Genomic DNA, 18,888 nt, shown 5'->3' on the forward strand with positions numbered 1-18,888 from the left:
TGTCTTTCGACACACCAGTCGCCGGTCCTCATGTGTGCCTCACAGGCACGCCCCGCCCTGTTTCAGACGAGAGGGAAACCATTTTCTGCAGGCCCCTGCGGCCGCGCCTGCGTTTCAAACACAGACCGAAGGCACCGATCCCGCCTCGCCGGCAACGCTTTCCGGTGTATCCGATGGCGGGACGAGAGGGAGTATGGCACGGGTGCAAAGGGCGGGGATTTGCGGGGATGAATTTTGACGCGTTACGATTGCCACAATGCCTTCAAACCATGCAGCGGCACAGACGGGAAAAGGGCGCCACCCCACGCAAACCGATGCGCGGGGTGGCTCAGGCCGCGCCGCATGCAATGGCGAATCGGTAGCATGATCTGGGATGCACGCATTCACCCAATCGGGTGATTGCTGCCTGAAGGGCAGCGGCTACACATACACTGAGCCCGTCACTTGATGGTGGCGGGCTCTAAAATGGCTTGAGAATACATCGCCTCTAAAACGCTCTCCCCGAGAGGGAATCAAAAACGCTATCGTGTTAAACGCCGTTCCGGTTTCGGCCAAGGTAACAGCATTAGTAAATTAGTCATCGCTCATGAAGAAGTCCAATCACCATTGTCGGGCATGTGAAAGCGAGCGTGATTTGCCTGTTGAACGAGATGCGGGCGGGCGGCGTCTTCGCGATCAAGCGTATCAGCATTGGGTGTTGGCGGCCGACCTCTCGGCCACCTTTGCTGATGGAGGGGACGAGGGTGGCCGGGACGCCTCAGGTTCGGCTGATCGAAGCGCCGCCGTCGACGAGCATGGCCGTGCCGGTGGTAAAGCGGGAGGCATCCGAGGCGAGGTAGAGCACGGACTGGGCGATTTCTTCCGGTCTTGCCATCCGCTTCAGCGCATGCAGGCCTTCGACGAAGGCAAGGACTTCCGGTCCGGCGCCCGGGGCGTTGGTGATGCTCGCAGGCGTATCGGTTCCGCCGGGCAGGATCGCGTTGACGCGGATGCCCTTTGTGCCGAGCTCTGCAGAGAGGACTTGGGTCAAGCCGATGAGACCCGCCTTGGCGGCGGCATAGGCGCTCATGCCCGGCATGCCAGCGGTGTAGCCGACGAAGCTGGAGGTGAAGATCAGCGAACCGCCGCCGCGCGCTTCAAGGGCCGGGACCTGATGTCGCGCGCCGAAGAAGGCGCTGGTGAGGTTGGTTTCGATCGTCTCCCGCCATCCGGCCGGCGTCAATTCCGCGATCGGCGCCATTTCGCCGGTGCTGCCGGCATTGTTGAAGGCGATGTCGAGGCCGCCGAATGTTTCGACGGCGGCGGCGACCAAATCCTGCGCGTGACCCTCGTCACGGACATCGCCGTCGACCGCGACGGCTTCGCCGCCCTCCGCCTCGATTTCGGCGACGAGTTCGTCCAGCGCGCTTTTCCGGCGGCCGGAGACGACGAGGCGTGCGCCCTCTGATGCGAAGAGCTTTGCTGTGGCACGACCGATGCCGGAGCTGGCGCCGGTGATGATGGCGACCTTGTTGGAAAGCGTGGTCATGGTTGAATCTCCTCTTGGGTTTACTGGAGATTCAATCGCAACAAGGGCGGTCCGGCGCCACCCGATTCCTGCCTTGCGCCGTTTGTGGATGCGATGCATGCGAAGACAGAGCGGGGACGCCGCTCCGCCTTCTATTCGTAAGTATCTACCTGCCTTCAGTCCCGATCCGGGGCGCCCAGCGGAAAGAACGACCGGTACGGCCGCGCTTCGTCCACCGCACGGGCGAAGGACGGGCGGGCGAGCAGGCGGGCGCGGTAGGCGCGGGCGTTTTCCAATGTCTGCGGGATGGGATGCACCCAGTCGGCATAGAACAGTGACGGGGCGGCGGCGCAATCGGCGAGGCTGAAGTTGTCGCCGGCCGCCCATTCGGATTTGGCGATCGCGCGGTCGAGCCAGGCATAGGCGCCATCGAGCATGGTTTTGGCCTCCCTGACGCCATAGGGGTCGCGGTCGGCCTCCGGGCGGATCTGGTTGAACACCACCCTCTGCATCGGGGTCATGACGTAGTTGTCGAAGAAGCGGTCCATCAGGCGGGTCTTGAGCGCTGCCTTGGCATCCGCGGGGATCAGGCGGACGGGGCCGGGATGGTTGAGCATCAGATATTCGATGATAATCGTCGATTCCAGCACGGTCTCATCACCGTCCTTCAAGACGGGCATGCGTTTCATCGGCCAGAGCACGCACCATTCGGTGACGATTTCCGGATTGTCCTCACCGAGCATGCGCAGGTCGAACGGCGTTTCGTTCTCGTAGAGCGCGGTGATGACCTTCTGGCAATAGGACGAGAAGGGGTGGGCGAAAAGCTGCGGTTTCATCATATCCTCCAGAACTGATTTCAATCGGCAACTGGTTGCTTTGTAAAATAAGCGATCCTATATTGCAAGCAGTTTTAACATAGGGCGGACAATGGACATTGCACACCGGTCGGGATGCCCAATCAACCTCACCCTGGAAATGCTCGGCGATCGCTGGAGCCTGATCGTCATCCGCGACATCATGTTCGGCAACCGCCGGCATTTTCGCGAGCTTCTCACCCAATCGGAAGAGGGGATAGCCTCGAATGTGCTCGCCGACCGGCTGAAGCGGCTCAGCGAAAGCGGGCTGCTGTCGCGCCGGGACGATCCCAGCCACAAGCAGAAGGGGATCTACAGCCTGACGGAGCCGTCCATCCAGCTTGTGCCGCTGCTGGCACAGATGGGCGCCTGGGGGCGCAGGCACACGCCGGCGTCGGAGGAGCTGTCGATCCGCGCCGAGTTGCTGGAGGAGGGCGGTCCGGCGATGTGGGAGGCGTTCATGGCGGAATTGCGCAGCCTGCATATCGGCGGGCCGGTGCCGGAGCGCTCGGTGTTTGCGGAATTGCAGGCGGCTTATCTGGCGGTGGTGGCGAGGAAGAATGGTGCGGCGGCCTGAGGCCGTCCCATGCTAAAAGACCCGGCCGTTTCGGCGGGGTAAGATTGCCGACAAAGTGCGCTGTGATTGATTTTGGAAACGAAAACTCTCCTCCGTCATTCCTGTGCCTGTCACAGGAATCCAGCCACGGCGCGTCTGCGCCGTGAAGAGAGTCTTTTGCGTTCAAGGACTTGAACGCGCTGGATCCCCGCCACAAGGGCGAGGATGACGGAGGAGAGAATGTGCCAAAAACGAACAGAGGCCTGGCTTAGAGCCCTGAGCCCATAGAGTTGAAGTTCGTCAGCAAGTCCGAACCCGGCCGCTTCGGCCGGGTCGCCGTCATCCGATCAATAGACTTCCGGCACGTACATTTCCGGCGGCACCGGCTGGCGGATATAGTCGTCGTGACGGACGCGCCCGGGCAGGTCGATCGCGGGCTTCGGCACGTCCTCATACGGGATCTGCTTCAACAGGTGGGCGATGCAGTTGAGGCGGGCCTTCTTCTTGTCGACGGCCTGGACGACCCACCAGGGCGCTTCCTCGATGTGGGTCCTCGCCAGCATCTCTTCCTTGGCCTTGGTGTATTCTTCCCAATGGACGCGGCTTTCCATGTCCATCGGCGACAGCTTCCACTGTTTCAGGGGATCGTGGATGCGCATCTTGAAGCGGAATTCCTGCTCCTCGTCGGTGATCGAGAACCAGTATTTGATAAGCACGATACCCGAGCGGACCAGCATGCGCTCGAATTCGGGCGCGGTGCGGAAGAATTCGTCGAGTTCGTCCGGCGTGCAGAAGCCCATGACGCGCTCGACGCCGGCGCGGTTGTACCATGAGCGGTCGAACAGCACCATTTCGCCCGCCGTCGGCAGGTGCGGCACGTAGCGCTGGAAATACCACTGGTTGCGCTCGCGCTCGGTCGGGGCAGGAAGAGCGACCGTGCGGCAGACGCGCGGATTGAGGCGCTGGGTGACGCGCTTGATGGCGCCGCCCTTGCCGGCACTGTCGCGGCCTTCGAACAGCACAACGACCTTGAGCTTCTTGTACTGCACCCAGTCCTGCAGGCGGACGAGCTCATGCTGCAGGCGGAACAGTTCGCGGAAATAGACCTTGCGGTCGAGTGTCGGCTCGGCTTCTTCCGACATGCCCTCGGCGACCAGCTCGTCGAGCCGGTCCTCTTCCATCTGCATTTCCAGCTCTTCGTCGAAGCTGTCGGCGATTTCCGCCTTGATGCGGTTGAGCTGGTCTGGGTCGCGTTCAAACATCGGTGATACCCCTGTTGATTGGCGGCACAGGAACAGGTCTTCATGACAGGTATGTGACGGTTTTCGGTCGTGGCGGGCCGAAGCCTGTTTTGGGGTAGTATGCCGCCGATAATACCATGGGAACCGGACGTTGGCGTGATACGACGAGCTCCATCCTTCTCCATTGCACGCCGCCCTCAATTTCGCTAAGAGACCGCCAACTTGAAAACAGACGGGCGCGGGTTTGCCGCGCGGCATTTTCGACCGGTAGAGGCATATGGCACGCATCGTTATGAAATTCGGCGGGACATCCGTCGCGGATCTTGAACGCATCTACAATGTGGCCCGCCATGTGAAACGTGAAGTCGAGGCCGGCCACGAGGTGGCGGTGGTCGTGTCTGCCATGTCCGGCAAGACCAACGAACTGGTCGGCTGGGTGCAGGGCGCGCCGAAGGCGACGGGGGCGAATTCGCCCCTCTTCGATGCGCGCGAATACGACGCGGTGGTCGCTTCCGGTGAACAGGTGACCTCGGGGCTGCTGTCGATCGCGCTGCAATCGATGGGCATCAATGCGCGCTCCTGGCAGGGCTGGCAGATTCCGATCAAGACCGACAATGCCCATGGCGCCGCGCGCATTCTCGATATCGACGGCACAGAACTGATCCGCCGCTTCGGCGAGGGCCAGGTGGCCGTCGTCGCCGGCTTCCAGGGGCTTGGTCCGGACAACCGGATCGCGACGCTCGGCCGTGGCGGCTCGGATACGTCGGCGGTGGCGATCGCCGCTGCGATCAAGGCCGACCGCTGCGACATCTATACGGACGTCGACGGCGTCTACACCACCGACCCGCGCATCGAACCGAAGGCGCGGCGGATGAAGAAGATCGCGTTCGAGGAAATGCTGGAAATGGCATCGCTCGGCGCCAAGGTCCTGCAGGTTCGCTCGGTCGAGCTTGCCATGGTATTCAAGGTCCGCACCTTCGTGCGCTCCAGTTTCGAAGACCCCGATGCGCCGGGCATGGGCGATTTCTTGAATCCCCCCGGTACGCTGATTTGTGATGAGGAAGAGATCGTGGAACAGGAAGTCGTCACCGGCATCGCCTATGCCAAGGATGAAGCGCAGATTTCGCTCAGGCGCGTGGCCGACCGGCCTGGCGTTTCGGCGGCGATCTTCGGCCCGCTGGCCGAAGCCCACATCAATGTCGACATGATCGTCCAGAACATTTCGGAAGACGGCTCGAAGACCGACATGACCTTCACGGTGCCTTCCGGCGATGTGGCAAAGGCCTTGAAGGTGCTGGAAGGCGCCAAGGAGAAGGTCGGTTTCGACGTCATCCAGAGCGAATCGGGCCTGGTCAAGGTGTCGGTCATCGGCATCGGCATGCGCAGCCATGCGGGCGTGGCTGCGTCCGCTTTCCGCGCACTTGCCGAAAAAGGCATCAACATCAAGGCGATCACGACCTCTGAAATCAAGATTTCCATCCTGATCGACGGTGCTTACGCCGAATTGGCGGTTCGCACTTTGCATTCCGCCTACGGTCTGGATAAGAGTTAAGGCAAGCGGCGGCAACGGCGTTTTGGTGCGCAGGTGCCGGAACCATTTGCCGCCTGCAGTTGTTGACTTTCAGACAGGAGACGTAGCGCGATGAGAGACCTCTCGGCGGGTCCACGCGTCCTTCTCAAGCGGTTGCGCGAACTCATGGCGGAACCGCTCGAGCCGCAGGAGCGCCTTGACCGGATTGTTCGCCAGATTGCGCAGAACATGGTCGCGGAAGTGTGCTCGGTCTACGTGCTGCGCTCCGATGGCGTGCTCGAACTCTATGCCACCGAAGGTCTGAACCCGGGCGCCGTCCACCTGTCGCAACTGCAGATGGGGCAGGGCCTCGTCGGCACGATTGCGGCATCCGCCCAGCCGCTCAATCTCTCCGACGCGCAGTCGCATCCGGCCTTCACCTATCTGCCCGAAACCGGCGAAGAGATCTATCATTCCTTCCTCGGCGTGCCGATCCTGAGAACCGGCCGCTCGCTCGGCGTTCTTGTCGTGCAGAACAAGGCGAGCCGCACCTATCGCGACGACGAGGTCGAGGCGCTTGAAACCACGGCGATGGTGCTCGCCGAAATGGTCGCGACCGGCGAATTGAAGAAGATCACCCGGCCGGGTCTCGAACTTGACCTGTCGCGGCCGGTATCGATCGACGGCAACAGTTTCGGCGAGGGCATCGGCCTCGGCTACGTCGTGCTGCACGAGCCACGCATCGTCGTTACCAATCTGCTGAACGAGGATACCGACCACGAGCTTGGCCGATTGGCGGAGGCGCTGGGTTCACTGCGCATCTCGATCGACGACATGCTGTCGCGCCGCGATGTCTCCATGGAAGGCGAGCACCGCGCGGTGCTCGAAGCCTACCGGATGTTCGCGCATGACCGCGGCTGGGTCCGCAAGCTCGAAGAGGCGATCCGTAACGGGTTGACGGCGGAAGCGGCGGTCGAGCGGGTGCAGAGCGAGACCAAGGCGCGGATGATCCGGCTGACGGATCCCTACCTGCGCGAGCGCATGCATGATTTCGACGATCTCGCCAATCGGCTGTTGCGGCAGCTCACCGGCTATGGTGCCAAGCTTTCGGCGAGCGATTTCCCGCCGGACGCGATCGTCGTCGCCCGTGCCATGGGCGCGGCCGAGCTACTCGACTATCCGCGCGAAAATATTCGCGGCCTCGTGCTTGAAGAAGGCGCGGTCACAAGCCATGTGGTGATCGTCGCCCGCGCCATGGGTATCCCGGTCGTTGGCCAGGCGGCAGGCGCCGTGGCGCTTGCCGAAAACCGCGATGCGATCATCGTCGATGGCGACGATGCCAAGGTGCATCTCAGGCCCATGACCGACCTGCAGCGGGCCTACGAGGAGAAGGTCAAGCTTCGGGCGCGGCGCCAGGAGCAGTTCAAGGCGTTGCGCGGCGTCGAGCCTTTGACCAAGGACGGCAAGCGCATCAAGCTGCAGATGAATGCCGGCCTGATGGTCGATCTGCCGCAGCTTGCGGAGTCAGGTGCTGAAGGCATCGGCTTGTTCCGCACAGAGCTGCAGTTCATGATCGCCTCGACCATGCCGAAGATGGAAGAGCAGGAAGCCTTTTATCGCAATGTCATCAAGCAGGCGGGCGGCAAGCCGGTGACGTTTCGCACGCTCGATATCGGCGGCGACAAGGTCGTGCCCTATTTCCGCGCAGCGGAAGAGGAAAACCCGGCGCTCGGCTGGCGGGCGATCCGCCTGTCGCTCGATCGACCCGGCCTTTTGCGCACGCAGCTGCGCGCCATGCTGCGGGCCTCGGCAGGCCAGGAGCTGCGCATCATGCTGCCGATGGTGACCGAGGTGTCGGAGCTGCGTACCGTGCGCGAGCTGTTGCAAAAGGAAATCCAGCGCCAGTCGAAAGTCGGCGAGCAATTGCCGCGCAAGCTGCAGTTCGGCGCGATGCTGGAAGTTCCGGCACTGCTGTGGCAGCTCGACGAACTGATGCACGAGGTCGATTTCGTTTCCGTCGGGTCGAACGACCTGTTCCAGTTCGCAATGGCGGTCGATCGCGGCAATGCGCGGGTGTCCGACCGCTTCGACGTGCTTGGCCGGCCGTTCCTGCGCATCCTGCGCGATATCATCCGGGCGGGCGACCGCAACGAGACCTCGGTGACGCTGTGCGGCGAAATGGCGAGCAAGCCGCTGTGCGCGATGGCGCTGCTCGGGATCGGCTACCGCTCGGTGTCGATGTCGCCGACGGCCGTCGGGCCGGTGAAGGCGATGCTGCTGGCGCTCGATGTCGACAAGCTGTCGGCCATGCTGCATGCGGCGCTGGATGATACCAAGGACCATACGCCGCTGCGCGAGATGCTGAAGGCATTTGCGGCGGAGAACGGGGTTCCGGTTTAGCGGATCGCCGCCCGAATATGCCGCGCCGACCTCCCTTTGTCGGCGACGCCGACATCTCCCCCTCAAGGGGGGAGATTGGCCGTGGCTATTTTTCCCTCCTGACGGCTTCAAGTTCTGCGAGGAATGGGTGAGGAAAAAGAATGATCTCCCCCCCCCTTGAGGGGGAGATGTCACGAAGTGACAGAGGGGGGTAAACTCTCCTCAAACGAATGCCCTGACGAGGGGCGAGATTCATTGAAAAGGCCGCTGTCATCGCGGTCTTACGGAGTAAACATTGGCAACCTTACCTGTTGAAAAAATGCGCGAGCTGGAGCGCCGCTTCGGCGAGATCGAGGCGCGCATGGCCGAGGGGCCGGCGGCGGATGTCTATGTGAGGCTGGCTTCCGAATATTCCGAGCTGCAGCCGGTGGTGACGAAGATAAGGCAGTACGAGAAGGCTCAAGGTGAGCTTGCCGATATCGAGGCGCTGCTGTCCGATAAAAGCACCGATCGCGACATGCGCGACCTGGCCGAGATGGAAAAGCCCGAGATCGAAGAGCGGATCGAGGCGTTGGAAAAGGAGATGCAGGTTCTTCTCCTGCCGAAGGATGCGGCCGACGAAAAGAGCGCGATCCTTGAAATTCGAGCCGGTACAGGCGGCTCGGAGGCGGCACTTTTTGCCGGAGACCTCTTCCGCATGTACGAGCGCTACGCCGCCGACAAGGGCTGGAAGGTCGAGGTGCTTTCGGCAAGCGATGGCGACGCGGGCGGCTACAAGGAAATCATTGCGACCGTTACCGGGCGCGGGGTGTTTTCGAAGCTGAAATTCGAATCCGGCGTTCACCGGGTCCAGCGCGTGCCGGATACGGAAACGCAGGGACGCATCCATACGTCGGCGGCGACAGTCGCGGTTCTGCCGGAAGCGGAGGACATCGACATCGAGATCCGCCAGGAAGACATCCGCATCGACACGATGCGCTCGTCGGGCGCCGGCGGACAGCACGTCAACACGACGGACTCGGCGGTGCGCATCACCCATTTGCCATCGGGCATCGTCGTTACCAGTTCGGAAAAATCCCAGCACCAGAACCGCGCCAAGGCAATGCAGGTTCTGCGCTCGCGGCTCTACGACATGGAGCGGCAGAAGGCCGACAGCGAGCGCTCGGCCTCGCGCAAGAGCCAGGTCGGTTCGGGCGATCGCTCGGAGCGTATCCGCACCTATAATTTCCCGCAGGGACGCGTGACCGACCACCGCATCAACCTGACGCTCTACAAGATCGACCGGATGATGATGGGCGAGATCGACGAGGTGGTGGATGCGCTTTTGGCCGACTACCAGGCAGACCAGCTGGCGCAACTGGGCGAGCAACGCGGATGACCGATACGCTGGACAGCCTGTTTGCCGAGGCGAGGGCGCGGTTTCTCAAGGCGCATATCGGCGAGGCGGCGCTCGACGCGCGCGTCTTGATTTCCGGCCTGCTCGACCTGCCGGCGGTCGCTTTCATGACGCGCGGCAGCGAGGTGGTGGCGCCGGAAGATGCGCGGCGCATCCGCGCGGCGGTTGCGCGGCGGGCGGCGCACGAGCCGGTTCACCGCATCCTCGGGCAGCGCGATTTCTACGGGCTGACGCTCGGCATGTCGAAGGACACGCTGGAGCCGCGGCCGGATTCGGAAATGATCGTCGAGGGCCTCATTCCGTTTGCCCGAAACATCGTTGCCGCAAAGGGAACCTGCCGGATCATCGATCTCGGCACGGGGACCGGGGCGATCTGTCTCGCCCTGCTCAGTGCGGTGCCGGAAGCAACCGGTGTCGGCTCCGATCTTGCGGCCGGTGCCGTCGAGATGGCGCGAGCCAATGCCGTGCGCAACAAGCTCGATCAGCGCTTTTCGAGCGTGGTGAGCGACTGGTTCGACCAAATTGAAGGGACGTTCGACATAATCGTGTCAAATCCGCCCTATATACGCACTGAGGTCGTTGCGTCTCTGGCGTCCGAAGTGCGCGATCATGATCCGGCGCTGGCGCTGGACGGCGGCGCCGATGGACTGGATGCCTATCGCATCATTGCCGCGAACGCCGCCGGCCATCTTGCTAAGGGCGGTATCGTCGGTGTCGAGATCGGTTATGATCAGTTGCAGGTCGTCGGGCACGTTTTCGAAGAGAACGGCTTTCGGATCATCGACAGGATTCGCGATCTCGGCGGCAATGATCGGGCAATAGTGTTCTCCTTTGGCAACGAATGCCTGAAAACAGGCGTATGACGGAACGTTCTTTTCGAAAACATGAAGAAAAGGCTTGGAATTCCACGGCAAGCGGGCTAGGTTCAAAGCCACGCACTGGGCAGAAGGTCATAGACCAGAGATTCGTTCCGGTCAGACCTAGCCACAGGGATTGCTCTCACAAAAGAGTTGCTAAGGTTCGACAGTGCCTGGTGCGGGTACCTGTTAATTTGACTTTAACCAGCGACGGCGCCGCCAAGAGGCGGTTGGGTCGCGGCGCGTGCCTGCTCGATCCGGAATCCCCGACGAGCCACGAAGCCACATGATCATCAATATCAAGAGAATCCAGGTGAGTGAACGATGAGGCCAGGACAGCAAAACAAGCGCGGCCGTGGGCGTAACAACAATAGCAGCAGCAGCAGCAGCAGCGGTGGTAACAACAACAACCGGAAGGGTTCCAACCCGCTGACCCGGACCTATGACAGCTCCGGTCCGGACGTGAAGATCCGTGGCACCGCGCAGCATATCGCCGAAAAATATGCGAACCTTGCCCGTGACGCACAGAGCTCCGGCGACCGGGTCGTGGCGGAAAACTATCTTCAGCACGCAGAGCATTACAACCGCATCATTGCTGCCGCCCAGGCGCAGATGCAGGAACGTTTCCAGCGTGACGACCGCAACGACTACAGCGACCGGAACGAGTATCAGGATCGCGACGGCAACGAGCGCGGCGACGATTTCGACCAGAACGACGCCGACGAAAGCATGGGTGTCCAGGATCAGCAGCCCGATCTGGACCGTCCGCAGCCGGTTGACCGCCAGCCGCGCCAGCATGATGGCGAGCGCCAGCGCGACCGGCAGCGCCACCACGACCGCCAGCGCCAGCCGCGCCCCGAACAGGCCCAGCCGCAGGCGCGCCCCGATCTGCAGCAGCAGCCGGTCATCGACGGTTCCGGCCCGCAGCCGGTGATCGAAGGCACGCCGGCCGAGGTTTCGCTGGAAGAAGAGGCGCCGACCGGCCGCGCTCCGTCGCGCCGCCGCACCGCACCGCGCCCCCGCCGCCAGCCGCGCCGCGGCGATGCCGGTGGTGACGAGGCTGCCGCGTCCGGCGAAGCCGATGGTGAGCAGGGCGGCGAAGCGCCGGCCCTCGTAGAAGCTGCTGGCGAGTAGGCCGGGCTACGGCATCGCGCTGGCCGCTTGACTTGGCCTCCTGATAAAAATGAAAGCCGCTTGCAGCAGGTCGTTGCAGGCGGCTTTTTGCTGAAGACATTTTAACAGCGGGTTGCCGGATTTGGATTGTCGCAAAACGTCGTTTGGCGATGTTGCACACGGCAGCCCTCAGGAAATTTTAATTCGCTCGCGTTGCCATCCACTCGACCATCATGCCGCTGCTATCCGCGGTAAATGTCTCATCAAGTATTTCGGCTTTTTGGATGCGATCGACACGGAAATGCCGATAGGCGCGGCGCAGCTCGCACCAGGCCGCTATCAACGTGACGTCGACATAATACACCGTGGCGACAGGCCAGATCGTCCGCCGCGTCCGCTTTTTCTGCTCGTCGAGATAGGTGATGCGTATTTTGCGGCAAGATCGAATGGCATTGCGAACATCAAGAAGCTCGATTCCTTCGGGGCGAACGGTGTCTCCTTCGGACACATAGAACCTGGGCGATGTCAGTTGCGAGCGAAGTTCTTTCGGCACGGTCTGCAGCAACTTGCTCAGCACGCTCTCGGCGGCCTCCTGCAATTTCGGATCGCGGATGCGGGAAACGAGACGGGCGCCGACCGTGATGGCCTCGACTTCCTCCGTTGTGAACATCAACGGCGGCAGATCGAACCCTTTGCGGAGCACATAACCGACGCCGGGCTCGCCCTCGATCGGGATGCGTCTTGCCTGCAATGTTGCGACGTCGCGATAGATTGTTCGTGTCGTCACCTCCAACCGCTTGGCAAGCACAGCGGCTGTCGTTGGCTGCGATTGCCCCCGAAGCGCCTGGATAATATCGAACAGGCGGTCGGCACGACGCAATGTTTCCTCCTCAAACACCACTGACAAAACGGTGTCAGTAGCTTGGTGGTAGACCTTCTCCGAGGCAAGGGGAAAGTCAATGCACCAAAACACTGACAAATGGCTCGGGACGCTGCTGATCGTGGGTTCGGCAATCGCTTACAGTTTGTCAGGCTACTTCACGCGATTGATCGACCAGGATGTATGGACGATCCTGTTCTGGCGCGGGATCTTCGGCGGGATGTTTATCGGCGTCTATGTCGTGTGGCGTCACCGGCGGGATCTAACCGGCTCGATCCGCGCAATGGGCGTGCCTGGGCTCTGGGTGATGATCGCATCGGCCGCCGCTACGATCAGCTTCATCAATGCCTTGCGCCTCACCCCGGTCGCCGACGTTATGACGATCCATGCGGCGATCCCGTTCATGACGGCCATTCTCGCGCTCGCCTTTACCGGCGAGACGGAAAATTGGACAACGTGGGCAGCCAGCATTGCAGCGCTCGTTGGGGTTGCGATCATTTTGAACCCGCAAGCATCGACGGGGTATCTGGCCGGCTACGTCTTCGCGCTGACGATGGCGCTGTCCTATTCCGCGATGATGGTGATCATCCGCAAGAACCGGCACGTCTCGATGTTGCCGGCAGCCTGCCTATCGGCCTTCCTGTGCGCGCTAATCGCATTGCCCTTCGCAAGCCCCGCCGACGTCACGGCGGCCAGCATGTTCGATCTGTTTTTATTCGGCACCGTCCAATTTGGCTTGGGACTTCTGCTCATGACGATCGGTACGCGCCTGATATCGGCAACCCGTTCCGCGCTGATCGGCAGCATGGAAAACCCTCTGGCGCCGCTATGGGTCTGGTTGGCATTCGGCGAGCGGCCATCCTTATCCACTTGGATCGGCGGCAGCATCGTCATGGTTGCCGTGATTGGCGACGTTCTGGTCAGATCGATACGAAAGCGGAACTTCACTGAAGAGCTTGAGCAAATGCCTTCTTCGTAGAAACTGTCGCCGCCGTCCGAAAACCGCTGCATTTTTTTGGGGCGACAGGCATCGGATTCAATCTGATCGCGAGCTCTCAAAGCCCCTTTAATTTCCAAAATTCCTCCCCCATATTGCCTTCAACGGGTTGATCCTGCGCAAAGCAGATATCGGCCGGCAATGACAGGCTTGCCTTTTCAGGGGGCCTGATCCTGAACCATCGGCGGCGCCATTGTTGGGCCGACCGATTTATGGAGGTCGACAGATGAATATCGAAAAATACTCCGAACGCGTGCGCGGTTTTCTGCAATCGGCGCAGACCTATGCGCTGGCCCAAGGCCATCCGCAATTCACGCCCGAACATATCCTGAAAGTGCTGCTCGACGACGACCAGGGGATGGCGGCATCGCTGATCGAGCGGGCCGGCGGCGACGTCAAGGCTGCCCGGATTGCCAATGACGCGGCGCTTGCCAAGCTGCCGAAAGTTTCGGGCGGCAACAGTTCGCTCTCGCTGACGCAGCCGTTGGCACGCGTGTTTTCGACCGCTGAAGAGGCCGCCAAGAAGGCGGGTGACAGTTTTGTCACCGTCGAGCGTCTGTTGCAGGCGCTGATCATCGAAACGTCGGCCGCGACATCCGGCATCCTGACGAAGGCAGGCGTGACGGCGGGCAAGCTCAATCAGGTGATCAACGACATCCGCAAGGGCCGCACGGCCGACGGCGCCAATGCCGAAGCCGGCTTCGACGCCTTGAAGAAATATGCGCGCGACCTGACGAGCGATGCCCGCGAAGGCAAGCTCGACCCGGTGATCGGCCGCGACGACGAAATCCGCCGCACGATCCAGGTGCTTTCGCGCCGGACCAAGAACAATCCGGTGCTGATCGGTGAACCCGGCGTCGGCAAGACGGCGATTGCCGAGGGTCTCGCGCTGCGCATCGTCAATGGCGACGTGCCGGAAAGCCTGAAGGACAAGAAGCTGATGGCGCTCGACATGGGTGCCTTGATTGCCGGTGCGAAGTTCCGCGGCGAATTCGAAGAGCGGCTGAAGGCCATTCTCTCGGAAGTGCAGGCGGAAGCGGGCGAAATCATCCTGTTCATCGACGAGATGCACACGCTGGTCGGCGCCGGCAAGGCGGATGGGGCGATGGATGCCTCCAACCTCTTGAAGCCTGCGCTTGCCCGCGGCGAGTTGCACTGCGTTGGTGCCACCACGCTCGACGAATACCGCAAGCACGTGGAAAAGGACGCGGCCCTTGCCCGACGGTTCCAGCCGGTCATGGTCGATGAGCCGACGGTCGAGGACACGATCTCGATCCTGCGCGGGTTGAAGGAAAAATACGAGCAGCATCACAAGGTCCGGATCTCCGATTCGGCGCTGGTTGCGGCGGCGACGCTTTCCAACCGCTACATCACCGACCGGTTCCTGCCCGACAAGGCGATCGACCTGATGGACGAGGCCGCGTCAAGGCTCAGGATGCAGGTGGATTCCAAGCCGGAGGAACTCGACGAACTCGACCGCCGCATCATCCAGCTCAAGATCGAACGCGAAGCCTTGAAGAAGGAGACCGACCGGGCCTCGAAGGACCGGCTGGAGAAGCTCGAACTGGATCTGGCGGCGCTCGAAGAGGAATCGAACGCGCTGACGGCCCGCTGGCAGGCGGAAAAATCGAAGCTCGGCCTGGCGGCGGACCTGAAGAAGCAGCTCGACGAAGCCCGCAACGAACTGGCGATCGCCCAGCGCAAGGGCGAATTCCAGCGGGCAGGGGAGCTTGCCTATGGCGTGATCCCGAAACTGGAAAAGGAACTGGAAGCCTCGGAAAGTGAGGATTCCTCGGCGCTGAACCCGATGGTGCAGGAAGTCGTCACACCTGACAACATCGCCCATATCGTTTCCCGCTGGACCGGCATTCCGGTCGACAAGATGCTGGAAGGCGAGCGTGACAAGCTGCTTCGGATGGAAGACGAACTGGCGAAATGGGTGGTCGGCCAGGGCGATGCGGTGCAGGCGGTGTCGCGTGCGGTTCGCCGCTCGCGGGCAGGACTGCAGGATCCGAACCGGCCGATCGGCTCGTTCATCTTCTTGGGCCCGACCGGCGTCGGCAAGACGGAACTGACCAAGGCGCTCGCCCGCTTCCTGTTCGACGACGAGACCGCGCTGGTGCGCATGGACATGTCGGAATATATGGAGAAGCACTCCGTTGCCCGGCTGATCGGTGCACCTCCGGGCTATGTCGGCTACGAGGAAGGCGGCGCGCTGACGGAAGCCGTCCGCCGCAGGCCCTATCAGGTCGTGCTGTTCGACGAGATCGAGAAGGCGCATCCGGAGGTCTTCAACGTGCTGTTGCAGGTGCTCGATGACGGCCGCCTGACCGATGGCCAGGGCCGCACGGTCGATTTCCGCAATACGATGATCATCATGACCTCCAATCTCGGGGCGGAATATCTGGTCCAGCTTGGCGAGAACGATGACAGCGACATGGTGCGCGACCAGGTGATGGATGTCGTCCGCAGCCATTTCCGGCCGGAGTTCCTCAACCGGGTCGACGAGATCATCCTGTTCCACCGCCTGAAGCGCGGCGAAATGGGCGCGATCGTCGACATCCAGCTGGAACGCCTGCGCAAGCTGCTCGCGGACCGCAAGATCACGCTCGAACTCGACGACGAAGCCCGCGCCTTCCTCGCCGACAAGGGCTACGATCCGGCCTATGGCGCACGTCCGTTGAAGCGGGCGGTGCAGAAATACGTGCAGGACCCGCTCGCCGAGCAGATCCTGCAGGGCAATTTCCCGGACGGTTCGATCATCAAGGTGTTTGCCGGGTCGGATCGGCTGAACTTCAAATTGCGGGACGGGGCCGAGAAGGCTGCGGCGTGATAACTAGCGATCCTGAAGAGAACCTCTCCGGACTTTCCGGGGAGGTTTTTTGCGCGTTTCGATGGCAGATGCCGCCGGTGGTTTCGGTGGCGCGAACCTTAAATGGCAACGCTGCGCCGCAAGCGGACCTTCGCCGGTGAGGCCGCAATGGTCGCGTCTCGACCTCTTGCGGGCCGTGAGCGGTCGTTGCGCGCAATAGTTGCATATCTCCAGAGAACCTGGAGCCTGTTACGGCCTGTATTTGATTGTAATCTGGTCCAGACGGTTCACAAATTCGCTCGCTCTCGGCCGAACCCACGCCCTTGCCCCAAGCTCGTCACACGCTTTTTTGCTTGCCTATAGCATAAATAGGCCGAAACTGAATGAATTGATCTGGGTCAATGTGGCTCAGGGCGATGCGGCTAGCTTGATTGCGACTTAACCGGGAGGCTTTCATGTTCCGCAACATTCTCATACCCACCGATGGCTCACCGCTTGCGACGCTTGCCGTGGATGCCGGCATCACCTTCGCAAAGGAGGTGGGTGCGAAAATCACCGTCTTTACCGTGATGGAACCGTTTCACCTCGTTTCTCTGGATGCGGAGCAAATCAGCAGCACCCGGACGCAATATGAGGCGCTTTCCGAGCTGCATGCCGCCGAGACGCTTGCCGCCGCTCGGACGAGGGCCGAAGCTGCCGGCGTTCCCTGCGTCACCGATCAGGCCAGCACCCATGAAGTCTACGGCGAGATCATCCGGAAAGCGGAGGATATCGGCGCTGATCTCATCATCATGGCTTCGCACGGCCGCGGCGGTGTCGGCGCCTTGATCATCGGCAGTGTCGCCAGCAAGGTGCTGACGCATTCGACCATTCCCGTGCTCATATACAGGAAATAGCACGATGCGCCCGCAGCTTCTCCCCGGCGGGGAGAAGCTGGCCCGAAGGGCGGATGAGGGGGGCGAAACAGAAGAAAACGCGTTACTGCGCCGCCGCCACTTCCGCGCTGCCGTTGTCCTTGGCAAGCAGTTCGTCGATGCGGGTGCGCTCCTTTTCGAACTGCGCCAAGGCCTCGCCCTCGAGCGACTTGCCGCCGGGCAGGCGGATGCGCAAGGGATCGACGCGGTTGCCGTTGACGATCAGCTCGTAGTGCAGGTGCGGTCCGGTCGACAGGCCGGTCGTGCCGACCCAGCCGATCACCTGGCCCTGAACCACCTTGGCGCCGGGGGTGATGCCCTTGGCGATGGCGCTCTGGTGATTGTAGGACGAGACATAGCCATTGGCGTGGCGGACCAGGGTCTGGTTGCCGTAGCCGCCCGAATCCCAACCGGACTTTTCGACGATACCGTTGCCGGCCGCGATGATCGGCGTGCCGCGCGGAGCCGACCAGTCGACGCCGGTGTGCATGCGCGAGAAACCGAGGATCGGATGGCGGCGCATGCCGAAGCCGGAGCGGAAGGTGCCGTTCGGCACGGGATTGCGCAACAGGAACTGGCGGATGCTCTTTCCCTGCTCGTTGTAATAGTCGATCGTATTTTCGCCCGGATCCTGGAACCGGTAGAAGCGCGTCTCGGCATCGCCGAACTTGGCGTTGACATAGAGCAGCTCGCTGTCGTCGGTCGCCCTACCACTCTCGTCGGTGACCGAGAAGAAGGCCTCGAGCTTGTCCGTCGGCTTCAGCTGTGCCTGGAAATCGACATTGCTCGCCAGCAGCTTGATGATCTGGGCAATCATCGTCGAATTCATGCCGTAGGAGAGGGCCGCACGGTAGACGCCATCATAGACGCGCGGCAGGTCACGGCCTGCGGCGATCGCCGGCGTGCCATTGTCGTCGAAGGCGGTGGCGACGGCTTCCAGTTGCGGCGGCTCGTAGCCCTGGACGAAATGGCCGGTGTCATCGAGCGCCATGGTGAAGACGTGGTTGCCGCGCGAATAGACGCTGGCGCGGACGATCTTCGCCTCGCCGTTCTCGCCTTTCTGGATGATGCCAATGCGCAGCACATCGCCTTCCTGCAGTTCCTTTACATCGAGAGCGGGCCGCAGGTAGCCGGCAATGTCCTCGGCCTGCGCCTTGGCATAGCCGGCGTTGAGAAGAACGGTGGCGATCGGTGTCGCGCGGCGCACTGGAATGACGTCGTCGGCATATTCGGTGCTTTGGTCGGTGATGTTTTCGAAGGCCGAAACCGTCATGTTCTCCTCGACGACCCGGGCGGACAGGCCCTGTAACAGGTCGAGATCGGAACTGTCGGAGGCGAAGCGACGGGGATCGACATAAAACAGCGAGGCAATCTGGGTGTTGCCGTCAGTCAGCACCGAACCGTTGGTGCGGACATTTTCCTCGACCTCGTCCATCGACATCGAGGGGGCGAATTTCAGCGTCGAACCCTTGAGCGGGAAGTCGACGGTCTTGAGCGCAACCTCGGATTCGACATCCGAGCCATAGAGCGTCCCGGTCCGGCTGACCGGCGGGGCTGCGTCCGTCTCCTCGTTGGAGAAAATGGCCAGCGGATCGAAGGAGGGATATTTTTCGGCCGGCTGGTGGTTGGCGGCAAGCGTCATCTTCACATGCGCGAAGGGCTGGCGCCGCACCACTTCCTTCTCGCCGTCATGGGTCATGGTCGAGACTTCCATGATGGTGCGGTCGGAGGGTTTGGCGACGATGCTCGGCGTCAGGATGCGGTCGCCGCGCTTGGCGGCGGCCGTCGGCTGGGAGCCGCCGGCGGACGGGTCGAGGGCGCCATAGGCTTCGGCCGGAATGGCGAGCTGCTGGCGGCCATCAAGCGCTGCAA

The 18,888-nt window shown here is 62.0% G+C and carries 14 protein-coding genes (1 of these 14 only partly in view); 9 read left to right on the plus strand and 5 right to left on the minus strand.

What is annotated here, in order from left to right; all coding sequences use genetic code 11:
* Positions 1–757: 757 nt before the first annotated feature.
* Both ACSQ3F_RS10800 and ACSQ3F_RS10805 read right to left on the minus strand, forming a co-directional pair.
* Positions 758–1,528: an SDR family oxidoreductase gene (locus ACSQ3F_RS10800; RefSeq protein ID WP_436100205.1), complete on the minus strand. Its 771-nt coding sequence runs from the start codon at positions 1,526–1,528 to the stop codon at positions 758–760.
* A 155-nt stretch (positions 1,529–1,683) separates the two neighbouring features.
* Positions 1,684–2,343 (minus strand): glutathione S-transferase family protein, encoded by a 660-nt coding sequence (locus ACSQ3F_RS10805; protein ID WP_436100206.1) that lies wholly within the window; start codon positions 2,341–2,343, stop codon positions 1,684–1,686.
* Between the two features lie 91 nt (positions 2,344–2,434).
* On the opposite strand from ACSQ3F_RS10805, the gene ACSQ3F_RS10810 reads away from it, so the two are divergent.
* Positions 2,435–2,938 carry a winged helix-turn-helix transcriptional regulator gene (locus ACSQ3F_RS10810; protein ID WP_436100207.1) on the plus strand — a complete coding sequence of 168 codons (504 nt, stop codon included), beginning with the start codon at positions 2,435–2,437 and terminating at the stop codon, positions 2,936–2,938.
* 326 nt (positions 2,939–3,264) lie between these two features.
* On the opposite strand, the gene ppk2 is transcribed toward ACSQ3F_RS10810, so the two are convergent.
* Positions 3,265–4,179: a polyphosphate kinase 2 gene (ppk2, locus tag ACSQ3F_RS10815; protein WP_436100208.1), complete on the minus strand. Its 915-nt coding sequence runs from the start codon at positions 4,177–4,179 to the stop codon at positions 3,265–3,267.
* Between the two features lie 256 nt (positions 4,180–4,435).
* Here ppk2 and ACSQ3F_RS10820 point away from each other — a divergent pair, with 256 nt between their 5' ends.
* The 5 genes from ACSQ3F_RS10820 to ACSQ3F_RS10840 all read left to right on the plus strand — a co-directional run bounded on the left by ACSQ3F_RS10820 (position 4,436) and on the right by ACSQ3F_RS10840 (position 11,434).
* A complete protein-coding gene (locus tag ACSQ3F_RS10820) occupies positions 4,436–5,710 on the plus strand; it encodes an aspartate kinase (RefSeq protein WP_436100209.1) in 1,275 nt (424 codons plus the stop codon).
* A gap of 90 nt (positions 5,711–5,800) precedes the next feature.
* A complete protein-coding gene (ptsP, locus tag ACSQ3F_RS10825; protein ID WP_436100210.1) occupies positions 5,801–8,068 on the plus strand; it encodes a phosphoenolpyruvate--protein phosphotransferase in 2,268 nt (755 codons plus the stop codon).
* A 274-nt stretch (positions 8,069–8,342) separates the two neighbouring features.
* The gene (prfA, locus tag ACSQ3F_RS10830) at positions 8,343–9,425 is read left to right on the plus strand and encodes a peptide chain release factor 1 (protein ID WP_436100211.1); all 1,083 of its coding nucleotides are present in this window, start codon (positions 8,343–8,345) and stop codon (positions 9,423–9,425) included.
* Positions 9,422–10,306 (plus strand): peptide chain release factor N(5)-glutamine methyltransferase, encoded by an 885-nt coding sequence (prmC, locus tag ACSQ3F_RS10835; RefSeq protein ID WP_436100212.1) that lies wholly within the window; start codon positions 9,422–9,424, stop codon positions 10,304–10,306. Before prfA ends, prmC begins: the two co-directional genes overlap by 4 nt.
* 318 nt (positions 10,307–10,624) lie before the next feature.
* A complete protein-coding gene (locus ACSQ3F_RS10840) occupies positions 10,625–11,434 on the plus strand; it encodes a DUF4167 domain-containing protein (RefSeq protein ID WP_436100213.1) in 810 nt (269 codons plus the stop codon).
* 178 nt (positions 11,435–11,612) lie between these two features.
* On the opposite strand, the gene ACSQ3F_RS10845 is transcribed toward ACSQ3F_RS10840, so the two are convergent.
* A complete protein-coding gene (locus ACSQ3F_RS10845) occupies positions 11,613–12,293 on the minus strand; it encodes a helix-turn-helix transcriptional regulator (RefSeq protein ID WP_436100214.1) in 681 nt (226 codons plus the stop codon).
* Positions 12,294–12,372: 79 nt separating this feature from the next.
* Between ACSQ3F_RS10845 and ACSQ3F_RS10850 the strand changes: the two genes are divergently transcribed.
* The 3 genes from ACSQ3F_RS10850 to ACSQ3F_RS10860 all read left to right on the plus strand — a co-directional run bounded on the left by ACSQ3F_RS10850 (position 12,373) and on the right by ACSQ3F_RS10860 (position 16,998).
* Positions 12,373–13,272, plus strand: coding sequence for a DMT family transporter (locus ACSQ3F_RS10850; protein WP_436100215.1), 900 nt, complete (start codon positions 12,373–12,375; stop codon positions 13,270–13,272).
* Between the two features lie 244 nt (positions 13,273–13,516).
* A complete protein-coding gene (clpB, locus tag ACSQ3F_RS10855) occupies positions 13,517–16,123 on the plus strand; it encodes an ATP-dependent chaperone ClpB (protein ID WP_436100216.1) in 2,607 nt (868 codons plus the stop codon).
* Positions 16,124–16,557: 434 nt separating this feature from the next.
* Entirely contained in the window at positions 16,558–16,998 is a 441-nt protein-coding gene (locus tag ACSQ3F_RS10860) for a universal stress protein (RefSeq protein ID WP_436100217.1), read from the plus strand.
* 82 nt (positions 16,999–17,080) lie between these two features.
* On the opposite strand, the gene ACSQ3F_RS10865 is transcribed toward ACSQ3F_RS10860, so the two are convergent.
* Positions 17,081–18,888: the 3' portion of a M23 family metallopeptidase gene (locus ACSQ3F_RS10865; protein WP_436100218.1), read on the minus strand. It continues 160 nt past the right edge of the window; only the last 1,808 of its 1,968 coding nucleotides appear in the window; its start codon lies off the right edge, out of view — the gene reads right to left on this strand; its stop codon occupies positions 17,081–17,083.

Origin of the sequence: Pararhizobium sp. LjRoot238 (assembly GCF_964252955.1) — a bacterium.
Classification (GTDB): Bacteria; Pseudomonadota; Alphaproteobacteria; order Rhizobiales; family Rhizobiaceae; genus Pararhizobium.

Bases quoted from the DNA above. Each gene is read 5' to 3' on its own strand.
- prmC (WP_436100212.1), top strand. From the start codon at position 9,422: ATGACCGATACGCTGGACAGCCTGTTTGCCGAGGCGAGGGCGCGGTTT.
- ACSQ3F_RS10800 (WP_436100205.1), bottom strand. From the start codon at position 1,528: ATGACCACGCTTTCCAACAAGGTCGCCATCATCACCGGCGCCAGCTCC.
- ptsP (WP_436100210.1), top strand. From the start codon at position 5,801: ATGAGAGACCTCTCGGCGGGTCCACGCGTCCTTCTCAAGCGGTTGCGC.
- ACSQ3F_RS10805 (WP_436100206.1), bottom strand. From the start codon at position 2,343: ATGAAACCGCAGCTTTTCGCCCACCCCTTCTCGTCCTATTGCCAGAAG.
- ACSQ3F_RS10820 (WP_436100209.1), top strand. From the start codon at position 4,436: ATGGCACGCATCGTTATGAAATTCGGCGGGACATCCGTCGCGGATCTT.
- clpB (WP_436100216.1), top strand. From the start codon at position 13,517: ATGAATATCGAAAAATACTCCGAACGCGTGCGCGGTTTTCTGCAATCG.
- ACSQ3F_RS10840 (WP_436100213.1), top strand. From the start codon at position 10,625: ATGAGGCCAGGACAGCAAAACAAGCGCGGCCGTGGGCGTAACAACAAT.
- ACSQ3F_RS10810 (WP_436100207.1), top strand. From the start codon at position 2,435: ATGGACATTGCACACCGGTCGGGATGCCCAATCAACCTCACCCTGGAA.
- ACSQ3F_RS10850 (WP_436100215.1), top strand. From the start codon at position 12,373: ATGCACCAAAACACTGACAAATGGCTCGGGACGCTGCTGATCGTGGGT.
- ACSQ3F_RS10860 (WP_436100217.1), top strand. From the start codon at position 16,558: ATGTTCCGCAACATTCTCATACCCACCGATGGCTCACCGCTTGCGACG.
- ppk2 (WP_436100208.1), bottom strand. From the start codon at position 4,179: ATGTTTGAACGCGACCCAGACCAGCTCAACCGCATCAAGGCGGAAATC.